Annotated in this window: 1 protein-coding gene; it reads right to left on the bottom strand. The window is 61.7% G+C overall.

What is annotated here, in order from left to right; translation table 11 throughout:
- The coding region (locus RRF55_RS29390) for a tyrosine-type recombinase/integrase (protein WP_439419511.1) at positions 1 to 209 on the bottom strand (209 nt) is incomplete at both ends.

Raw genomic sequence — 209 nt, 5'->3', positions numbered from 1 at the left:
CCACATCACTACGGCAAAGCAGCATCTGCACCAAGAGAAGGTCGGCGCCATGGTTGAGCAAATGGGTGGCAAAGGCATGGCGCAGCGTATGCGGGGACAGCGGCTTGTCGATACCGGCCACGCGGGCATGGTGCTTGATGCGGTGCCAGAAGGTCTGGCGGGTCATTTGCTCGCCGCGAAGGCTGGGGAACAGTACATCACTGGGGCGA

It is taken from the genome of Klebsiella sp. K47, assembly GCF_051858335.1.
Classification (GTDB): domain Bacteria; phylum Pseudomonadota; class Gammaproteobacteria; order Enterobacterales; family Enterobacteriaceae; genus Klebsiella; species Klebsiella pneumoniae.
This window is presented reverse-complemented; position numbering and strand designations above follow the sequence as displayed.